Origin of the sequence: Pseudomonas sp. OST1909 (genome assembly GCF_015277575.1) — a bacterium.
GTDB classification, from domain to species: Bacteria; Pseudomonadota; Gammaproteobacteria; order Pseudomonadales; family Pseudomonadaceae; genus Aquipseudomonas; species Aquipseudomonas synxantha_A.
Genome location: NZ_CP063780.1, coordinates 428,899 through 446,797, shown reverse-complemented (window position 1 = coordinate 446,797; position 17,899 = coordinate 428,899). Strand labels below are relative to the sequence as shown.

Genomic DNA, 17,899 nt, shown 5'->3' with positions numbered 1-17,899 from the left:
TGCGACGATTCGACTTGCCCCCTCCCACATTGGGTTCTGTATTGAGCTTAAGCTTTTTGCCAGACCTTGGGTTTGAAGAACAGGGTCTCGCCACGCGCCAGCCCGGTGAGGCTGTCGTGGTCTTTCACCACCTCGGCCTCGATCAACTCGCTTTGCCCTTCCACCTTCAAGGTCACGCGAGTCGTTGCACCCAACGGACGAATATCGCGTACCTCGGCCGCATGGTGATCTTCCAGTTCATGCCGCGACAACGACACTTCGTGGGGTCGGAACAGCAGGTGCTTGTCTTCGCCCAAATGCAGGCGGTTCGAATCACCCAGGAAGTGATAAACAAAATCGCTTGCCGGGTTTTCGTAAACATCCCCCGGTGAGCCGATCTGCTCGATCACGCCCTTGTTCATCACCACGATGCGGTCGGCGACTTCCATGGCCTCTTCCTGGTCGTGGGTCACGAAGACCGAGGTCAGGTTGATGTCTTCGTGCAGGCGCGCCAGCCAGCGGCGCAGCTCTTTACGCACCTTGGCATCAAGGGCGCCGAAGGGCTCGTCCAGCAGCAACACTTTCGGCTCTACTGCCAGGGCGCGGGCCAGGGCGATACGTTGGCGCTGACCACCGGAGAGTTGTTCCGGGTAGCGGTCGGACAACCAATCGAGTTGCACCATGTTCAGCAGCTCATGGACCTTGGCCGCGATCTGGCTTTCATTCGGGCGCTGGTTTTTTGGTTTCATGCGCAGGCCGAAGGCGACGTTATCGAACACGGTCATATGGCGGAACAAGGCGTAGTGCTGGAACACGAAGCCGACATTGCGATCACGCACATCGTGGCCGGACACGTCTTCGCCGTGGAACACGATGCTGCCGGCATCCGGGGTTTCCAGGCCGGCGATGATGCGCAGCAAGGTGGTCTTGCCGCAGCCGGACGGGCCCAGCAACGCCACCAGCTCGCCACTCTGGATATCCAGGTTGATGCTGTCCAGGGCCTTGAAGGCGTTGAAGTTCTTGCTGACATTACGGACTTCGATCGACATGACTTATTCCTCACCGGCGCTGTTGCGCAGGCGGTTGATTCGGTTCTCGCTCCACTGCTTGAGCAGCAGGATGAAGAGCGCCAGGATCAGCAACAGGCTGGCCACCGCAAACGCGGCAACATGGTTGTATTCGTTGTAGAGGATCTCGACGTGCAGCGGCAGGGTGTTGGTGACGCCGCGAATGTGCCCGGACACCACCGACACCGCGCCGAACTCGCCCATAGCCCGCGCCGTGCACAGCACCACGCCGTAGATCAGGCCCCACTTGATGTTCGGCACGGTGACATGCCAGAACATCTGCCAGCCATTGGCGCCCAGCAGGCGCGCGGCCTCTTCTTCCTGGGTGCCTTGCTCCTGCATCAGCGGGATCAATTCCCGGGCCACGAACGGCACAGTAACGAAGATGGTCGCCAGCACGATGCCGGGCAAGGCGAACACGATCTGGATGTCATGCTCCTGCAACCACGGCCCGAAGAAGCCCTGGGCGCCGAACATCAGCACGTAGACCAGGCCCGCAATCACCGGTGAAACCGAGAACGGCAGGTCGATCAGCGTGACCAGGATGCTTTTGCCACGGAACGAATACTTGCTTACGCACCAGGCCGCGCTGACGCCGAACACCAGGTTGAGCGGCACCGAAATCAACACGGCGATCACCGTGAGTTTCAGCGCCGACAGCGCGTCCGGCTCAAGGATCGCAGTGAAGAACGAACCGAGGCCATTCTTCAGGCCCTGGGACACCACGATCACCAGCGGCAACAGCAGGAACAGGGCGAACACCAGCCAGCCAAGGCCGATCAGGATACGTCGCGACGTCGCGCTGCCACGGCGGGCAGCGTTGGCCGAGGACGCGGCGGAAATAGACGATTGGGACATGTTCCGCGCCTCCTTATGGACGTTCGATGCGCCGCTGCAACAAGTTGATCAGCAGCAGCAAGACAAAGGAAACCACCAGCATCAGCACGCCAATGGAGGTGGCGCCGCGGTAGTCGTATTGGTCCAGCTTGACCATGATCAGCAACGGCAGGATTTCGGTCTTCATCGGCATGTTACCGGCGATGAAGATCACCGAACCGTACTCACCCACGCCACGGGCGAAGGCCAACGCGAACCCGGTCAGCCAGGCAGGCAACAATGCCGGCACGAGGATATGGCGGAACACCTGCAGTGGCTTGGCGCCCAGGCAAGCGGCGGCCTCTTCGACTTCCCGGGGGATGTCGGCGAGTACCGGCTGCACCGTGCGCACCACGAAGGGCAAGGTCACGAAGGTCAGCGCCAGGGTGATGCCCAAGGGGGTATAGGCGATTTTGAAGCCCAGGTCGGTTGCGAACTGGCCGACCAGGCCGTTAGGCGCATACAGCGCGGTCAAGGCAATACCGGCGACGGCAGTGGGTAAGGCGAACGGCAGGTCGATCATCGCATCGATGATCTTGCGGCCAGGGAAGGTGTAGCGCACCAACACCCAGGCCAGCAGCGTGCCGATCACGCCGTTGATCAGCGCGGCGTACAGCGCGGTGCTGAAGCTCAGCTTCAACGCCGCCAGCACGCGAGGTGCGGAGATGATGTTCCAGAACTGATCCCAGGTGAGTTGAGCGGCGTGTACAAACATCGCCGCCAGCGGGATGAGCACGATCAGGCTGAGGTACACGACGGTGTAGCCCAGCGTCAGCCCGAAGCCGGGTATGACGGGGGAAATACGACGCGACATAAGAGTCCTTGGTTAAAGGGTAGAAACCACTGTAGGAGCGCACTTTTTGTGGCAGCTGGCTTTTCTGTGGGAGCCGGGCTTGCCCGCGATGCAGGCACCTCGGTGTATCAGCCACACCACGGTGATGCTATCGCAGGCAAGCCAGCTCCCACACAAGCCCAGTTCCTACAGAAAGTCAGGCCCCTACAGTTACTTTGGCTTACTGCGCCGTGTAGATCTGGTCGAACACGCCACCGTCGTTAAAGAATTTCGGTTGGGCAGTTTTCCAGCCGCCGAAATCTTTGTCGATAGTCACCAGGTCCAGTTTCGGGAACTGCTGGGCGTATTTGGCGGCTACTTTTGCATCGCGTGGGCGGTAGAAGTTTTTCGCCGCAATCTCCTGGCCGGCCGGGCTGTACAGGTGTTTGAGGTATTCGGTGGCGATCTCGGTATTGCCTTTTTTCTCGGCGTTCTTGTCGACCACAGCCACCGGCGGCTCCGCCAGGATCGACAGGGACGGCACGACAATGTCGAACTTGTCGGCGCCGCCGTCTTCTTTCAAGGCCAGGAACGCCTCGTTTTCCCAGGCCAGCAATACGTCACCCTGACCGTTGTTGACGAAGGTAATGGTAGAACCCCGGGCGCCGGTGTCCAGTACCGGGACGTGCTTGAACAGCTCTTTCACGTATTCCTGAGCCTTGGCTTCGCTGCCTCCGGCCTTGAGGCCATAGGCCCAGGCAGCAAGGAAGTTCCAGCGCGCCCCGCCGGAGGTTTTCGGGTTGGGCGTGATCACCGACACGTCTTTCTTGATCAGGTCGCCCCAATCCTTGATGCCTTTAGGGTTGCCCTTGCGCACCAGGAACACGATGGTCGAGGTGTACGGGGTGCTGGCGTCCGGCAGACGCGTCTGCCAGTTTTCCGGCAGGGTCTTGCCCAGCTTGGCGACTTCATCGATGTCACCGGCCAGGGCCAGGGTCACCACGTCGGCGCGCAGGCCGTCGATCACTGCTCGTGCCTGCTTGCCCGAGCCGCCGTGGGACTGCTGGATCTTGACGTTGTCGCCGGGGTGAGACTGCTTCCAGAAGTTGGTGAACTCTGCGTTGTAGTCCTGGTACAGCTCACGGGTCGGGTCGTACGAGACATTGAGCAACTCGTAGTCCTTGGCAACAGCGGAACCGGCAAACACGGCACTGGCCAGCGCGGCCAAGGCATAACGGCGAATCGACGACATAGAAGCTCCTGAAATTCTTGAGTGTTGGCTTTTCTTATAGTTGCGGGTCTATCGCCGTTCTTGCTCAGCTCGGTTTGTTACCCGGGTTCTGCAGACGGAATTTTTCCTTGCGCTCGATCTGTACCACTTGGGCGTTGTGCACAGTGATTTCCACCGCGCCAAAGCGCAGATCGCGCAAGGCGCTCTGGATCTCACGCAAAATGGCTGCTTCGTCCTGGCCGTCGACGCTACGTAGAGATGCGCTCATGGTCTCGCTCCTGAAATGAATAGTGCCTGGCAGTGACGACACTGCTTGCGGCGTGAGGGCGATAGTAGATAAGCGTGGATATTCTTAAAAATACTATTTAAGAATGTTTATATAACCAGAAAGAATTTTCTGATAGGGCGCAGGGTTGCGGGTGGATTTTCTGCTCAGATGCTGAAGTTAAGGCCTGATGTGATCCAAATGTGGGAGCAAGCCCCCTCCCACATTTTGAGCGCATTTCAAGTCTGGATTTGGGGTGCTCGGGTCCAGTCGATAGCGTCGGCCGGCATCGGCCGTCCAAACCAGTATCCCTGGCCCATATCGCACTCCTGATCCAACAGGAACCGCGCCTGTTCCACCTGCTCGATTCCTTCGGCATGTACCTGCATCCCCATGCTTTTGGCCAGGGCGATGACCACACGCACGATCGCGGCGTCGTCTTCGTCCCACGGCAGACCGGCGACGAAGCCTTGGTCGATCTTCAGCTTCTGCACCGGCAGGCGCTTGAGGCGCAACAGCGACGAGTAGCCGGTGCCGAAATCGTCGATGGCCAGGCGCAAGCCCAGTTCGCGCAGACGGTGCAGTTGCTCAAGGGCCACCTCCGGGTCGTCCATCACAGCGCTTTCGGTGACTTCCAGCTCAAGAAACGCCGGGTCCAGGCCCGTGTCGTGCAGCACCTGAGCCACTTGTTCATAGAGTTCACGCCGGGCAAACAGGCGGCTGGAGACGTTGACGGCGATAAAGCCCAACGGCGCGCCGTCCGCCAGCCATTGGCACATCTGCCGGCACGCCTGGTCCATCACCCACGCGTCGATATCGGCAATCAACCCGGTGCGTTCGGCGATGGGGATGAATTCGCCAGGGGGCACCAGGCCGCGCTCCGGATGCTGCCAGCGCACCAGCGCTTCAACGCCCACCAAACGGCTGTCGGGCAGGTTATGCACCGGCTGGTAGTAGACGCGCAGTTCCTGCTGGTCGAGGGCCCGGCGCAGTTCGCTGGCGATCTCCACGCGATTTTGCGCGTGAGCGGTCAGCTCTTCGGTGTACAGGGCATAGCCCTCGCGGCCGGCGCTTTTGGCCTTGAACAACGCGGAGTCGGCATTGCGCAGTAATTGCTCGGCGCTCAAGGCATCGCTGGGGAACAGGCTGATGCCAATACTGGCGCTGATAAACAATTGATTACCGTCAAAAACAAACGGGTCTTTCATGGCATTGAGCATGCGCTGCGCCAAGGCAGCGGCCTGGATCACCTGTGGACAACTTTCCGCCAGCACCGCGAACTCGTCGCCGCCCAGCCGCGCGAGTGTGACCCCAGGCCCGAACAGGCCCTTGAGACGGTCAGCCACCAGCTTGAGCAACTGGTCTCCAACATTGTGGCCCAGGCTGTCATTGATGATCTTGAAGTGGTCCAGGTCCATCAACAGCAGGGCACAGCCACGCTTGTGCACTTGCGCCGAGGCCAGGGCCTGCTCGGTACGATCGGTGAATAAAAGGCGGTTGGGCAGGTCGGTGAGCGGGTCGTGATGGGCCAGGTGCGCCAGTTCGTGTTCGGAGTCCTTGATGGCGCTGATGTCCGAGAACACCGCGACGTAATGGCTGATATGGCTCCGCTCATCGCGAATCACACGGATGGTTTGCCACTGTGGATACACCTCGCCGCTTTTGCGGCGGTTCCAGATTTCGCCGCTCCATTCGCCTTCGCGTTCCAGGGTCTGAAACATCTGTTGATAGAAAGCCGACGAATGGCGCCCGGACTTGAACAGGCTGGGTGGTCGGCCCATGACGTCTTCGCGGCGGTAGCCGGTAATCTCCATGAATGCCCGGTTGACGTGCACGATCAGGCCCTGGGCATCGGTGACCAATACACCTTCGCGGGTGCAATCGAACACGGCTGCCGCCTGTTGCAGGCGTACGCGGTTTTCTTGCAGGGGTAGCTGCAGTTGGTGGGCGCGGGCGAAACGTACGCCCATCAGGTATATGGCCAGCGCACTCAGGGCTACCCACACGTAGCCGCGAAGTTGCAGCCAATGCGCCAGCGCCCCCGGTTCATCAATAAAGTTGATCAATAATTGGTGGCTGAGTCTGAGCCATACAACGGAAATCAGCAGGTATACCAGCCCCGCACGTAGGGCTCCTCGGTATGAAAACAGCATATGGTCAGTAATCCTTACCAAAAAAACAGAATCGCCCTACGAAGGCTGGGGATTATAGAATAAGAAACATCCAGTCACTCCTATCTGAAAGAGCGGCTGGTTTTCTCTGTAGGCTTAGTGATAATGCGTGAGCTGTTCTTTTCTTTATCTGAGGGCCATACAGCCTATGTGGTACAACGGTTTTCTTGACCTGTCAGCCTGGCAACTGGTGGCAGTCACGCTGTTGATGACCCACGTGACCATTATTGGGGTCACTGTCTATCTGCACCGTTATTCGGCCCATCGCTCCCTTGAGCTCAATGCCGGCCTGAAACACTTCTTCCGCTTCTGGCTGTGGCTGACCACGGCGCAGAACACCCGCGAGTGGACCGCCATCCACCGCAAGCACCACGCCAAATGCGAAACCGTCGATGACCCGCACAGCCCGGTGATCAAGGGCCTGTCCACGGTGCTGCGCAAAGGCGCCGAGCTGTACCGTGCCGAGGCGGAGAACCCAGAGACCCTGCGCATCTACGGCAAGAACTGCCCGGACGACTGGATCGAACGCAAGCTCTACACGCGCTACCCGCTGTTGGGCGTGGCGCTCATGGGCGTGATCGACCTGCTGCTGTTCGGCACCATCGGTATCACCATCTGGGCGATCCAGATGATGTGGATTCCGTTCTGGGCCGCCGGCGTGATCAATGGCCTGGGCCATGCCGTGGGCTATCGCAACTTCGAATGCCGTGACGCCGCCACCAACCTGGTGCCGTGGGGCATCATCGTCGGCGGCGAAGAGCTGCATAACAACCACCACACCTACCCCAACTCGGCCAAGCTGTCGGTGAAGAAGTGGGAGTTCGACCTGGGCTGGGCCTGGATCAAGGTGTTCAGCTTCCTGCGCCTGGCCAAGGTGCAGCGTGTTGCCCCCATCGCCCACCGCGTCGAAGGCAAGGGCAGCCTGGACATGGACACCGCCATGGCGATCCTCAACAACCGTTTCCAGATCATGGCCCAATACCGCAAGTTGGTAATCGGCCCGCTGGTCAAGCAGGAGCTGGAGAAGGTCGATCACTCGGTACGTCACCAGTTCCATCGTGCCAAGCGCCTGTTGTCACGGGAAACCAGCTTGCTGGATGACCGTCACCACTTGCGCATCCAAAGCATGTTGGAGCACAGCCATGCGCTGACCGTGATCTATGAAAAGCGTCTGGCGCTCCAGCAGATCTGGCTCAAGACCAGCACCAATGGCCACGATATGCTGGCCGCGATCAAGGAATGGGTGCACGAAGCCGAGGCCAGTGGCATTCAATCCCTGCGCGACTTTGCCCACCAGTTGAAGACCTACTCGCTGCGCCCTGCGGCGGTCTGACGGTACTTTGGGAGGGCTTGCCCTCCCACACACTGGCTTTTTGGCGCCATTTTCCGGGCACCGTCAATCCATGCCGATCACGGAACTTCACTGCAAATCCCCTCTCTCAAAGAACACTTCGCCATCATGGTGACCCCTTGTAGTGACCGCTGCTCCATCCTGCGGCGCGCCCAGAGAGAGTTGTACCGATGGTTCACGAAAAGCCCTGCCTGCCCGATGTGCCCACTGCCGAGCCGCCGCGTCCGGCCGCGGCGGCGACCCTGTTGGCGCTGATGCATGCCCAGGGCGAAGTGGAGCGGCTGAGTGAGCGCGAGCAATTGCTCAGTTCGCTGTTGGTGAGCGTGAACGCCGTGCTCTGGGCCATCGATTGGGCTACCCGTCGCGTGCTGTATGTGAGCCCAGCCTACGAGCGCATATTCGGCCGTTCGGCCGGCTTGCTGTTGGCCGACCACCGCGAATGGCGCAACAGCGTTCACCCCGAAGACCTCGATTACGCCGAACACAGCCTGGCCCGCGTGCTGGAACAAGGCGCCGTGGAAGACCGCGAGTACCGCATCATCACCGCCGACGGGCAAATCCGCTGGCTGAGTGACAAGTGCTACATCAACCAGCAGGTGGTGCCCGGTGAACCGCTGATTGTGGTTGGCATGGCCGAAGACATCACCGAAAAGAAGCTGCTGGAGCTGGAACTGCAACGTCTGGCCACCACCGACGTGCTGACCCAAAGCAGCAACCGCCGGTATTTTTTCGAATGCGCCAACCAGGCGTTCGACAACGCCTGCGTTCAGGGCACGCCGCTGGCGTTCCTGTTGCTGGACATCGATGACTTCAAGGACGTCAACGACACCTACGGCCACCTGGAGGGCGACCAGGTGCTGCGGCGCATCGCTGAGAGTGGTCGGGGGGTATTGCGCCGTGGCGACCTGTTCGGGCGCATTGGCGGCGAAGAGTTTGCCGCCGTCCTGCCGGGTTGCCCACCGGAGATGGCCCTGCAGGTTGCCGAGCGGTTGGGCAAGGAAATCCAGGCGTTGGTGTTCAGCTACGAAGGGCATGAATTCAATGTGACTGTCAGCCAGGGCCTGGCCGGCCTGCGCGAAGACGACTCCACCCTCGACAGCCTGTTTGCGCGAGCGGATGCGGCGATGTACGAGGCAAAACGCCAAGGCAAGAACCGCGTTATAGCCGGTTAATACCGATCAACTGTGGGAGCTGGCTTGCCTGCGATGGCGTCTTGGCTGACCCACCGCTATCGCAGGCAAGCCAGCTCCCACAATTGATCGGTGTGTGTTTCAGGTTTTGCGCACTCGGGTCAGTTCCGGCAAGCCGACCTTGAGCAGCCGCGCGGTCTTGCTGCCCGCCAGTTCTTCCAGCCCTTCGTGCTCAGTCAGCCGCGCCATTTGCACTGCGAGGTTCACCACCAGGGCTTCGCGCGAATACACCCCGCCTTCAAGTGAATAGATCCCTGCGATCAACTGCCGCAACTCCAGCGGCAAGCGCCAACGCGTGCGCAACGCCGAACCGTAGGCGGCGCCGAAGTTGTCGAGGGATTCGCCGATCGCTTCGTCATCCAGGGCGCCGCCACCCTGACGCCAGTCTTCCAGGCAGCGCAACAAGGCCAGGTCGCCCAACCGATGCAGGATGCAGGCGCTGTAGCAGCGCTGGTGATCCAGTTCCAACATGCGTGCCAGGCGCCGGGCGTACTCGGCGCTGTCCTCGGACAACTGCCAGTGCCGCTCGGCGTAGGCCACCAGGCCGGGGTCACCCAGCACCACGTTGTGCTTGAGCGCAAGGCCCAGGATGAGGTTCATGCTTTGCCCGGGGACCAGCTTGTTCAGGGCCGCGTGCAGCGTCTGCACCGGCGTGCCGTGATACCCCGCACTGTTGGCGGCAGCGATCAGCACAGCGGTGATTTGCGGGTCCATGCGCACCTGATCTTCAAGCTGCTGCAGGTCCACGCCCTCGGGGCCCAGGCTGCGATGCACCGCCGCTTTCACGTCCACGCGCAACGGTGCGCCATCGCAGACCTCTCGGCGCTGCTCCAGGAATGCTGGCAAGGTCATTCCCGGTGCCAGCGCCGGGATCTCGCAATACACGCTTTCGCCTTCGTTAAGCAGCAGGTCTTGCAGGCGCTGGGTCAGGCTCTCCATGTTCAGCGGGCGGGTCAGGTAGGCCGTGGGCGCCAGGGGCAAGGCTTCGCGTACGCTGGCGCTGTCGTTGCGACTGCTCAGCAGAATAAATGGCAATGCGGGGGAGCGGCGCTGCTGGCGCACACTGCGCAGCAGGCTCAGGCCATCGACGCCTGCAAGCTCCCAATCCGCCAGGATCAGGTCATAGCTTTTCTCACGCAACAGCGCAGCAGCGTGGTCACCATCTGCGCACACATCCAGCCGCGCATCACAACGCACATTCAACAACACTTGCTTGAGCAGGTCCCGCGACCAGGGGTCCGCCTCGGCAATCAACACTCGGGGTACAGCAGGTAAATCAACAGCAGTCATCCAGCACGCTCCATCGGCAATGCTTGCACCTTAGACAATGCCGCCGCGTGCGTACAATGAAGCAGGCACAAAAAAACCGCCGAAGCGGTTTTTTTGCTTTTCGTAGGAGCGGGGCGTCTCAGAGTTCAGAGAAACACTCTTCGATAATCGCCAGGCCCTTGTCCAACTGCTCGTCCGGCGAGGTCAGCGGCACCAGTACGCGCAACACGTTGCCGTAAGTACCACAAGACAGCAGGATCAAGCCCTTGTCACGCGCCTTGGCCACCACGGAGGCAACGGCGGCAGCGTTTGGCTTGTGGGTGTCGCCGTCTTCGAACAGCTCGACCGCGATCATCGCGCCCAGGGCACGCACTTCGCCGATCACCGGGTACTTGGCCTGGATGGCCTTGAGGCCGGTCACCAGGCGCTCGCCGACAGCCTTGCAGCGGTCCAGCAGGTGCTCTTCTTCGAACACTTCCATCACCGCAAGGGCTGCCGCACAGGCAATCGGGCTACCGGCATAGGTGCCGCCCAGGCCGCCTGGGGCGATGGCATCCATGTATTCGGCCTTGCCACACACACCGGCCAGCGGGAAGCCGCCAGCGATGGATTTGGCGAAGGTGGTCAGGTCGGCGGCAACGCCCATCTGTTCCATGGCGAAGAAGGTACCGGTACGCCCGGCACCGGTTTGCACTTCGTCGGCAATCAGCAGGATGCCGTGCTTGTCGCACAGTTCGCGCAGGCGCTGCATGAAGGCTTTCGGCGCGACGTAGAAACCGCCCTCGCCCTGCACCGGTTCGATGATGATGGCGGCGATATCACGCGGCTCGGCATCGTTCTTGAAGATGCGCTCGATGCTGGCGATCGAGTCATCGACGCTCACGCCGTGCAGTTCGTTCGGGTACAGCGCACGGAACACGCCACCTGGCATCAGGCCCATGCCGGCCGAGTAAGGCACGACCTTACCGGTCAGGCCGAGGGTCATCATGGTGCGGCCGTGGTAAGCGCCAGTGAAGGCGATCACGCCGGCGCGGCCCGTGGCGGCGCGGGCGATCTTCACGGCGTTTTCGACCGCTTCGGAACCGGTGGTGACCAGCAGGGTTTTCTTGGCGAAATCACCCGGCACCTTGGCGGCGACTTTTTCGCACACTTCTACGTAGGGCTCGTAGGCCAATACCTGGAAGCAGGTGTGGGTCAGCTTGTTCAACTGCTCGGTCACGGCCGCGATGATTTTCGGGTGCACGTGGCCGGTGTTCAGCACGGCGATACCGCCGGCGAAGTCGATGAACTCGCGACCTTCAACGTCGGTCACGGTGGCGTTCTTCGCAGAGTCGGCGAAGATCGGGTGAATCTGGCCAACACCGCGCGGTACAGCGGCTTCGCGGCGTTTCATCAGGGAAGCGTTGGTCTTGCTCATAAAGTCCTCATTCGCCACTCATCGGGTGGCGTGGTCCAAGGCATACGTGGCGGGGAGGCAACTACGGCAGCATTCGATGATCGACTGCCCCAGCTTTCCCGGCCACTACGAATAACGATGTGAAGCACGCAAAGGGACAGCGCTCTCGTGCCCTCTGCGTTTACTGCAATCCCGCGCCTTAGATACCCAGGCAGAGGTATTTGATTTCCAGGTAATCCTCGATCCCGTACTTGGAGCCTTCACGGCCCAGGCCCGAGGCCTTGATACCGCCGAACGGTGCCACTTCGTTGGAGATCAACCCGGTGTTGACGCCGACCATACCGTATTCCAGGGCCTCGGCCACACGGAACACACGGCCCAGGTCACGCGCATAGAAATACGACGCCAGGCCGAACTCGGTGTCGTTGGCCATGGCGATCACATCGGCTTCGTCTTTGAAGCGGAACAGCGGCGCCAGAGGGCCGAAGGTTTCTTCCTTGGCCACGGCGGAGTCTTTGGAGACGTTGGTGAGGATGGTCGGCTCAAAGAAATTGCCTTCCATCGCCTTGCCACCGGCCAGCAGCGTGGCGCCTTTGCTCAGGGCATCCGCGATATGTTCCTGAACCTTGGCCACGGCCTTTTCGTCGATCAACGGGCCCGTGGTGGTGCCTTCTTCCAGACCGTTACCGATCTTCAATTTGGTCACCGCGACCTTGAGCTTTTCAGCGAAGGCGTCGTACACCGAATCCTGAATGTACAGGCGGTTGGCGCACACGCAGGTCTGGCCGTTGTTGCGGTACTTGGAGATGATCGCGCCTTCGACGGCCTTATCCAGGTCGGCGTCGTCGAACACGATGAACGGTGCGTTACCGCCCAGCTCCAGGGAGACTTTCTTGATGTCTTTGGCGCATTCGGCCATCAACTGGCGACCGATTTCGGTCGAACCGGTGAAGGACAATTTACGCACGATCGGGTTGCTGGTCAGTTCGCCGCCGATGTCGCCGGCGCTGCCGGTGACCACGCTGAGCACGCCTTTGGGGATACCGGCGCGGTGCGCCAGCTCAACCAGGGCCAGGGCCGAGAACGGCGTTTGCGAGGCCGGTTTGATCACCATGGTGCAACCGGCGGCCAGGGCCGGGCCGGCTTTGCGGGTGATCATCGCCGCAGGGAAGTTCCACGGGGTGATGGCTGCGGTCACGCCGATAGGCTGCTTGATCACGATCAGGCGCTTGTCGGGCTGGTGGCCGGGGATCACGTCACCGTAGATGCGCTTGGCTTCTTCGGCGAACCACTCGATAAAGGAGGCGGCGTAGACGATTTCGCCCTTGGCTTCGGCCAGCGGCTTGCCTTGTTCGAGGGTCATCAGGCGGCCGAGGTCGTCCTGGTTTTCGATCAACAGTTCGAACCAGCGGCGCAGCTTGTTGGCGCGCTCCTTGGCGGTGAGTGCACGCCAGGCCGGCAGCGCCTTGTCGGCGGCTTCGATGGCACGGCGGGTTTCCGCGGCGCCCATCTTCGGCACGCTGCCGAGAATCTCGCCCGTGGCCGGGTTGTTGACCTTGATGGTCTGACCGTTGTCCGCATCGACCCAAGCGCCATCGATAAAGGCTTGCTGGCGGAACAATTGGGTATCTTTGAGCTGCATGTCGGCTTTCCTTAACAGCACCGCGCGCACGCGGAGCGAATTAGAGTTGTTGAAAGGCGCCTTGTGGGCTGCCGTCAGGGAAATCAGCCCCAGCGCGCGGAAGAAATAAAAGTGCGCACGGGAGACAGAGCGTTTGAAATCTCAAACGAATCCTAGGATCAATGGGGGTACAGGGCAATAGGATGTTCGAAAAAAAGAACGAATATGGCGCATCCGGCTCATCTTTCAGATCAAGCGCACACGACAACAGCCCCGGAGCCTTGTGGGCGCCGGGGCTGCTGGGGACCTCGCAGCTTAAGGTTGGAACGACTTGAGCACAGCCAGCAGGCTGGTCAAGTTGTCGGCCACGCCGCCCTGGGCGACTTTTTCGGTGGCCGCGGCGCCAGCGGTGGTGTCGACACTGTAGATCTGCATCACGCCCTGGTTGGTGGCGGCCTGGGCCAGGGTGTTTTGTTGCTGTTGGGCCGAGACCGAGTTCTGGAACAGGATCGCCGTGGCCTGGCCCATGGATTGGTAGATGGTGCTCATGGCCATCGCGGGTGATTCGGCAACCACCTTGACGTTGGTCTGGGTGACGGCATCGGTGATTTGCGGGCTGACTGTACTCATGGTTGAAACTCCTGGGTTGAGAAAGAACAACATCCGTTATCGCTCAGTGCTTAAGGCTGGAAAGACTTGAGCACGGTCAACAGGCTGGTGAGGTTATCCGACACGCCGCCCTGGGCGACTTTCTCGGTGGCCGCCGCACCTGCGGTGGTATCGACGCTGTAGATCTGCATCACGCCCTGGTTGGTGGCCGCCTGAGCCAGGGTGTTTTGCTGCTGTTGGGCCGACACGGCGTTCTGGAACAGAATCGCCGTGGCCTGCGCCATGGATTGATAGATGGTGCTCATCGCCATCGCTGGCGATTCGGCCACCACTTTGACGTTGGTCTGGGTGACCGCGTCGGTAATTTGCTCGTTAACAAATGCCATGATCAATTTCCTTATTTAGTACACGGTGCATTCCGTGTTCATCAATGAACGTTGCCAAACAAGGGCTGTGAAACCTGTGGCTTCAGGATTTCGCAGGTCCGGCCAGGGCGGCCTCGATCCGTGCGATCAACTGCTGGATCTCCTTGTTCACTTCACGCTTGAGATCCAACTGCTCGACGCTTTGATCGGGCGCGCCACTCAGCGCTTGGCGTACCGCCGCCTCGCTCTGCTGGGCCGCCTGGCGAATGGCCTGCTCGTTGGTCTTCGATTGTTCAAGCACCTGCACCGCGCGCTTGAGGCTTTCGTCAACGATGGCTCGCGGCGCACCGTCGAACATTTGCGGGCTGCGCAGCATCGCCTCAAGCCGCTGGCGATCAGCGCTGGATAGAACCGGTGGCTGCATGTGAACCTCCTGCGGCACTGGCTGGACGGCAACAGCGCCGCTAAAGCCGCACCTCAACGTTGTCCTGCCAGAACCCTGCAAAGTAAAAGTGCGGCGAGGAATCACAGAAGGTCGCCAACTCCGCAGGCGTTATGGCGCTAGGCTGGTTGGGGAAAATGGCAGGCGGAGGCGGCAGCAGATTGGCCTCGTTGTAGAGGTTGCCGACTTCATAGCAGTTGGCCGCGAACTGCGAACAAAAGGACCCGCTGCCGATGTCGATGGACTCGTTGATCCGCGTCACCAGGCTGGTATCGGAAGTCCAGCGCCGGAACGCTGAAATCATCGCGTTCCACACGCTGTAGCGGCCCCGAATATCACCGCCGATCTTGTCGAAGTAGAACTGCTTGGCAGCCACCGTCGCCGCCTCGCCCAGTTCGGTATCCACGCAGGAAAACACCATCGCCGAGCGCGGCGGTTTTTCCAGGCTCAGGTCGGTCAGGGCCAAGCCACTGCCGACACTTTCGATCACCATCGTGTCGCTTACCGCAATCGCCGGGTGAACCACATTCAGGTAGGTCGTGTCCTGCGAGAAAACCTTGGCCTTGACCAGTTGACCGGCTTTGATAAACGCCCGCGTAGCGCTGTCGTCATCTTGTTTGACAGAAAAAATAATATCTCCAGGCTGCATGATGTCGCTCCTCACTCAAGAAAAGTTGCTTTCAAGTTGCTGTTGCACCGCTCCAGCCGAACGCTGGAGCGCTGTGCTGGGTTCAGGCCGCTGGCGCGGCCCGGTTGGCCAGGGTGCTCGCGTACTTGGCGATGCTCTGGTCGATCTTGTCGATGGCCACGCTGGCGGCTTCGGCCTCCATGGCTCCGGCGGCGGCAGCCACGGCGGCAGCGGCGCCCACCAGCAGGTCGGTGGCCAAGGCGCCCAAGGCGTCTTCGGCAGCGCCTGGCAGGTTGTCGTTGACGATGTTCTCGGTCATTTGCTGAAGCAGCACGGCCTGGGCCGCCAGGGCGATCTTGCTGACCCCGTCGAAGTACCCCGCCGCCGCCTGCGCTACCAACCCGGCCGCCTGACTGATCATCATGTCGGCCGGCACCGCGATCTGCGCCGGGGCATAGGCAAAGTTCTGCGAGTTGGTGAACTGCACCGCCTGCACGATCTGGCTATTGAGCGCCGCCGTGCTGTCGGGCGACGGCGTGCTCACCTGGTTGAGCAGGTGCTCGTTCATGCGTGCCATGATCGAGCGCGAAGCCGGTGCAGGGGGCGCTGGCGCCGGAGGGTCGGCAGCGGGCGTTACTTGGGAGGCGGCGGGTTTTTTGCGACTGAACCACGACATAATCGATCTCCCGAGGCCTCAGCCCTTCTCGCCAATCTGCATGATCAGCGCCACGGCTTTGGAAATCACCGCGTTGGAAATCTGGTTCATCGCCTGCTGGCTGTTGACCGCGTTCTGCAACGACAGGCCCGCCGCGCTGCTGGCCACCTGGTACAGCGACGCGATGGCCTGGGCCGGCGCCTCGGCCACCACCTTGACGTTGGTTTGGGTGACCGCGTCGGTGATCTGGCTGTTGACCTCTGTCATACATCTCTCCTTGATGGCATTCACCCAGGTTTGGGTGTGGATAGCGGCGGCGTGCTGCGCTCATACCTCTAGAACGCCCCACGCCAACCTGTGTGAATCACATTCAGCGCAAGGCACTACGCAGCAGTTGCACGCGCTTGCGCACCAGCGGCAGCTTGACGTGCAGCTCGGCGGCGATTTGCGGGTAAGGCAGGTCGTCGACAAAACGCATCTCGAACAAGCGCTGCTGCAACAGCGGTAACCGTGCGACGTGCGCCTCGATCTGCTCCAGGCGCTCATAACATTCCACCCGCTCCAGCACCGAGGCGCAGGGCGCGGCGAGCGCGGCCAGGTGATCGTGTTCAAGATCCACCGAATCATCGAACAACCGCCCCTCGCGCTTGCTGCGCCGCAAGCTGTCGAGAAACACATGGTCGAGCACCAGAAACAGAAACCCCTCAGGGTCACGAATGCGCTCCGGCGAACGCCGAAAAAACAGCAGGGCCTTGATCGCCGTGGCCGACAGCCACTCCTGGCCCTGATCCAGATTGCCCTTGGCCCGTCGCAGCGCACGGCGCTTCAGCTCGCCCTGCACGGCGCGCCAACTCGCTTCGAACAAACGGTCATCGGCAGCCCATTGATCCTTGAACTCAACAGTCATCCCCATCGCCAGCACTCCTGTGCATCCTTGATGAAGGGCCAGTCTGCGAGGGCTCGACGGGGGTACGCTGTTACCTGGGGAACACTGCGGCAACTAATTCAGCGCAAAAGCCTTGCGCCGCAACTGCTCAACATCGTTGATCACCATGCGCTCCAGATTGCCGCTGATCACGCCATTGCGACGCCACACTTGCAGCTGCACATTAAGCTTGGGGCGACTGGTATTCAGCATCGACGCCAACACCCCCTGGCTGGCGGGCAGCGACACACTGGGCAAGGCCAGCGCCAGGTCGATCTCGCCCAGGTTGGCCAACAGAAACCGCGCCAACCGTGACTCCAGCCGATGCAGGCACACCAACTCCAGCAACTCGATGGCGTGCAGCAAACGCAGCATCATCAACATCAACAAACGCCGCAGAAACACCGGCTCCTCAAACAACACAGCAAAATGCCGGCTACCCAACTGCAACAACCGCGTGGGCCCGCTGGCAAAGGTAGAAGACTCGCGCCCATGATCCTTGATCAACGCCGTCTCCCCCACCACCTGCCCGGCCCCGGTACTGCCAATGATCTGCTCCCGACCATCGGGCCCATGCACCACCGAATAAATCCGGCCCTCCACCACCAGCGCAATGAATTCGAGGGTGTCGTCCTTGAAATACAACAGCTCACGATCATCCAGCGTGCGCTCCACCATATGGGTGGCGACGTAGCGCAAGAGGTGCTCCGGCATACCTCGAAACAAATCGGAGCGAGCCAGCAGGGTTTGTCTGAGCGGGAGATCGAGCATCACGGTTCCTTTGGAATGCATGCGTTCACCTGGGGAATTGCGGCGTGGAAGCGGGTTAAAGCCACAAGAGCAAAGCAAACAAAGGGACGTGCGGCGCGGGGAGTTGTGAATGAGGGTGGCGATTAGCCATTTTTTGTCGGAAATGGACGACAGGCAGCGGGGGAAATGCCGGAATGGACGCATCAGGTCGACATGGGTATGATGTCGCCCGCACAAGCATCCGTAGCTCAGCTGGATAGAGTACTGCCCTCCGAAGGCAGGGGTCGTGGGTTCGAATCCCGCCGGGTGCACCATCTTCTTTCCCTTGTATTACAAG

General features: G+C 60.8%; 19 protein-coding genes and 1 tRNA gene. 3 read left to right on the top strand and 17 right to left on the bottom strand.

Features of this window, described 5'->3' with window-relative positions; translation table 11 throughout:
* Positions 1-47: 47 nt before the first annotated feature.
* The 6 genes from IH404_RS01950 to dibA form a co-directional block, all read right to left on the bottom strand.
* Entirely contained in the window at positions 48-1,028 is a 981-nt protein-coding gene (locus IH404_RS01950) for a sulfate ABC transporter ATP-binding protein (protein WP_005783710.1), read from the bottom strand.
* Positions 1,029-1,031: 3 nt separating this feature from the next.
* Positions 1,032-1,904, bottom strand: coding sequence for a sulfate ABC transporter permease subunit CysW (cysW, locus tag IH404_RS01945; protein ID WP_005783709.1), 873 nt, complete (start codon positions 1,902-1,904; stop codon positions 1,032-1,034).
* Positions 1,905-1,917: 13 nt separating this feature from the next.
* Positions 1,918-2,736, bottom strand: coding sequence for a sulfate ABC transporter permease subunit CysT (cysT, locus tag IH404_RS01940; RefSeq protein ID WP_005783708.1), 819 nt, complete (start codon positions 2,734-2,736; stop codon positions 1,918-1,920).
* Between the two features lie 199 nt (positions 2,737-2,935).
* Positions 2,936-3,946 carry a sulfate ABC transporter substrate-binding protein gene (locus tag IH404_RS01935; RefSeq protein WP_005783707.1) on the bottom strand — a complete coding sequence of 337 codons (1,011 nt, stop codon included), beginning with the start codon at positions 3,944-3,946 and terminating at the stop codon, positions 2,936-2,938.
* 64 nt (positions 3,947-4,010) lie between these two features.
* A complete protein-coding gene (oscA, locus tag IH404_RS01930; protein ID WP_003170956.1) occupies positions 4,011-4,193 on the bottom strand; it encodes a sulfur starvation response protein OscA in 183 nt (60 codons plus the stop codon).
* Positions 4,194-4,429: 236 nt separating this feature from the next.
* On the bottom strand, positions 4,430-6,343 hold the full coding sequence (gene dibA, locus IH404_RS01925) for a phosphodiesterase DibA (RefSeq protein WP_194439766.1): 1,914 nt from the start codon (positions 6,341-6,343) through the stop codon (positions 4,430-4,432).
* A gap of 166 nt (positions 6,344-6,509) precedes the next feature.
* On the opposite strand from dibA, the gene desA reads away from it, so the two are divergent.
* Both desA and IH404_RS01915 read left to right on the top strand, forming a co-directional pair.
* A complete protein-coding gene (gene desA, locus IH404_RS01920) occupies positions 6,510-7,694 on the top strand; it encodes a delta-9 fatty acid desaturase DesA (RefSeq protein WP_005783697.1) in 1,185 nt (394 codons plus the stop codon).
* 188 nt (positions 7,695-7,882) lie between these two features.
* Entirely contained in the window at positions 7,883-8,884 is a 1,002-nt protein-coding gene (locus tag IH404_RS01915) for a sensor domain-containing diguanylate cyclase (RefSeq protein ID WP_005783693.1), read from the top strand.
* Between the two features lie 99 nt (positions 8,885-8,983).
* On the opposite strand, the gene IH404_RS01910 is transcribed toward IH404_RS01915, so the two are convergent.
* The 11 genes from IH404_RS01910 to IH404_RS01860 form a co-directional block, all read right to left on the bottom strand.
* On the bottom strand, positions 8,984-10,192 hold the full coding sequence (locus IH404_RS01910) for an HDOD domain-containing protein (RefSeq protein ID WP_005783684.1): 1,209 nt from the start codon (positions 10,190-10,192) through the stop codon (positions 8,984-8,986).
* A 118-nt stretch (positions 10,193-10,310) separates the two neighbouring features.
* A complete protein-coding gene (gene gabT, locus IH404_RS01905; RefSeq protein ID WP_005783681.1) occupies positions 10,311-11,588 on the bottom strand; it encodes a 4-aminobutyrate--2-oxoglutarate transaminase in 1,278 nt (425 codons plus the stop codon).
* Between the two features lie 178 nt (positions 11,589-11,766).
* The gene (gene gabD / locus IH404_RS01900) at positions 11,767-13,209 is read right to left on the bottom strand and encodes an NADP-dependent succinate-semialdehyde dehydrogenase (protein ID WP_005783679.1); all 1,443 of its coding nucleotides are present in this window, start codon (positions 13,207-13,209) and stop codon (positions 11,767-11,769) included.
* Between the two features lie 294 nt (positions 13,210-13,503).
* Positions 13,504-13,818 (bottom strand): RebB family R body protein, encoded by a 315-nt coding sequence (locus IH404_RS01895; protein WP_003187551.1) that lies wholly within the window; start codon positions 13,816-13,818, stop codon positions 13,504-13,506.
* A 50-nt stretch (positions 13,819-13,868) separates the two neighbouring features.
* The gene (locus IH404_RS01890) at positions 13,869-14,183 is read right to left on the bottom strand and encodes a RebB family R body protein (protein ID WP_005783676.1); all 315 of its coding nucleotides are present in this window, start codon (positions 14,181-14,183) and stop codon (positions 13,869-13,871) included.
* An 82-nt stretch (positions 14,184-14,265) separates the two neighbouring features.
* The gene (locus tag IH404_RS01885) at positions 14,266-14,586 is read right to left on the bottom strand and encodes a hypothetical protein (protein WP_194439764.1); all 321 of its coding nucleotides are present in this window, start codon (positions 14,584-14,586) and stop codon (positions 14,266-14,268) included.
* A 40-nt stretch (positions 14,587-14,626) separates the two neighbouring features.
* Complete coding sequence (locus tag IH404_RS01880) at positions 14,627-15,253, bottom strand: hypothetical protein (protein ID WP_003187547.1); 627 nt, start codon at positions 15,251-15,253, stop codon at positions 14,627-14,629.
* Between the two features lie 82 nt (positions 15,254-15,335).
* The gene (locus IH404_RS01875; RefSeq protein ID WP_194439762.1) at positions 15,336-15,908 is read right to left on the bottom strand and encodes a hypothetical protein; all 573 of its coding nucleotides are present in this window, start codon (positions 15,906-15,908) and stop codon (positions 15,336-15,338) included.
* An 18-nt stretch (positions 15,909-15,926) separates the two neighbouring features.
* Positions 15,927-16,154: a RebB family R body protein gene (locus IH404_RS01870; protein WP_003187543.1), complete on the bottom strand. Its 228-nt coding sequence runs from the start codon at positions 16,152-16,154 to the stop codon at positions 15,927-15,929.
* Positions 16,155-16,257: 103 nt separating this feature from the next.
* Entirely contained in the window at positions 16,258-16,800 is a 543-nt protein-coding gene (locus IH404_RS01865; protein WP_050989018.1) for a sigma factor-like helix-turn-helix DNA-binding protein, read from the bottom strand.
* An 87-nt stretch (positions 16,801-16,887) separates the two neighbouring features.
* The gene (locus IH404_RS01860) at positions 16,888-17,583 is read right to left on the bottom strand and encodes a Crp/Fnr family transcriptional regulator (protein WP_194439760.1); all 696 of its coding nucleotides are present in this window, start codon (positions 17,581-17,583) and stop codon (positions 16,888-16,890) included.
* A 216-nt stretch (positions 17,584-17,799) separates the two neighbouring features.
* On the opposite strand from IH404_RS01860, the gene IH404_RS01855 reads away from it, so the two are divergent.
* A tRNA-Arg gene (locus IH404_RS01855) sits at positions 17,800-17,876 on the top strand.
* The last annotated feature ends 23 nt before the right edge of the window (positions 17,877-17,899 follow it).